Origin of the sequence: Streptomyces sp. NPDC058872 (assembly GCF_042743065.1) — a bacterium.
Taxonomy (GTDB): Bacteria; Actinomycetota; Actinomycetes; order Streptomycetales; family Streptomycetaceae; genus Streptomyces.
This window is the reverse complement of record NZ_JBHYMK010000142.1, coordinates 1-1935: the sequence shown is the minus strand read 5'-3', so window position 1 is coordinate 1935 and position 1935 is coordinate 1. Positions and strand designations below refer to the sequence as shown.

General features: G+C 72.0%; 1 protein-coding gene. It reads right to left on the bottom strand.

Annotated elements, in window-relative coordinates; all coding sequences use genetic code 11:
- A partial coding sequence (locus ACFW22_RS35800; RefSeq protein ID WP_386412967.1) for a beta-ketoacyl synthase N-terminal-like domain-containing protein occupies positions 1-1935 on the bottom strand: 1935 nt, incomplete at both ends.

Below are 1935 nucleotides of genomic sequence, written 5' to 3'. Positions count from 1 at the left end.
TGGTGTTCAACTCGGGCCGCTGCTCGATGTATTCGCGGAGCTGCCGTGCCTGGTCGCGCAGCGCGTCGGCGGTCCGGGCGGAGATCACCCACGGCGCGACGCCCGGGTCTGTGGGCTGGTGCTGCTGTTCGGTAACGGCAGGGGGCTCTTCGATGATGGCGTGCGCGTTGGTGCCGCTGACGCCGAACGAGGAGACGCCGGCCCGGCGGGGCCGGTCGGTCTCGGGCCAGGCCTGTTCCTCGGTGAGGAGGGTGACGGCTCCGGCGTCCCAGTCGACATGGCTGGTCGGCTGGTCGACATGCAGTGTCATCGGCAGGACGCCGTGGTGCATGGCCATGACCATCTTGATGACACCGGCGACACCGGCGGCGGCCTGGGTGTGGCCGATGTTGGACTTTACCGAGCCCAGCCGCAGGGGCCGGTCGGTCGGGCGGTCCTGGCCGTATGTGGCGAGGAGCGCCTGTGCCTCGATGGGGTCGCCCAGCGTGGTGCCGGTGCCGTGCGCCTCGACGGCGTCGACCTGGTCGGGGGTGAGACCGGCGTTGGCGAGGGCCTGCCGGATCACCCGCTGCTGGGAGGGGCCGTTGGGGGCGGTCAGCCCGTTGCTGGCGCCGTCCTGGTTGACGGCCGTGCCCCGCACGATGCCCAGGACCGGGTGTCCATGCCGTTCGGCATCGGAGAGCCGCTCCAGCAGCAGCATGCCGACGCCCTCGCCCCAGCCGGTGCCGTCGGCGGCCTCGGCGAAGGCCTTGACCCGGGCGTCGGGGGCGAGCCCCCGCTGCCGGCTGAACTCCACGAACATGCCGGGGTTGGACATGACGGTCGCCCCGCCCGCCAGCGCGAGCGAGCACTCGCCGGAGCGCAGGGACTGCGCGGCCATGTGCAGGGCGACCAGAGACGACGAGCAGGCGGTGTCGACGGTGACGGCCGGGCCCTCCAGACCCAGCGTGTACGCCACGCGGCCCGACGCCACGCTGGGTGTCGTCCCGGTCAGCACATAGCCTTCGATCTCCTCGGGCGCCTCGTGCAGCCGAGGGCCGTAGTCCTGAGCCGTGGCACCGACGAAGACGCCGGCCTTGCTGCCGCGCAGGGACTTCGGGTCGATGCCGGCCCGCTCGAGGGCCTCCCAGGAGGTCTCCAGCAGCAGCCGCTGCTGCGGGTCCATGGCCAGGGCCTCACGCGGCGAGATCCCGAAGAACACCGGGTCGAAGTCGGCGGCGTCATGGAGGAACCCGCCCTCCCGCGCATACGACGTGCCGGAGCGCTCCGGGTCGGCGTCGTAGAGCGCCTCCAGGTCCCAGCCGCGGTCGGCGGGGAACGGCGACACCGCGTCACCGCCCGCCGCCAGCAGCTCCCACAGCTCCTCGGGCGTCCGTATCCCGCCCGGGAGCCGGCAACTCATGCCGACGATGACGATCGGGTCGGAGGCGGCGCCGGAGTGCGGGGCAGCCTCCGCCTCGGCCTCCTCGCCCCGCGTGCCCACGAGTTCGCCGCGTACGTGTCGTGCCAGCAGCTCCGGGGTGGGGTGGTCGTAGAGCGTGGACGACGGCAGTCGTACGCTGACCGCGCGGCCGAGCGCGGCACAGAACTCCACCGACATCAGCGAGTCGAAGCCGAGCTGCTTGAACGGCGCGTCCACCGGGACATGTTCGGGGCTGTCGTGTTCGAGCACCGCTGCAATGTGCCGCCGTACGAGATCAAGCAGCTCCCGGTCCGTCTCCTCCTCCGACATCCAGGCGAAGGAGGCCACAGGACCGGCCGCCTGCGTCACGGACTCCTCGTCCGCTTCCGCATCGGCTACGTCCCCAGGGAGCCCAGCCGACACGCCGACCGTCTCCTTGAGCCAGTACCGGCGGCGCTGGAAGGCGTACGTCGGCAGGTCGACGCGGTGCGGAGCCGCCACGCCCAGATCGGTGAGTACGTCTTGCCAGGCGA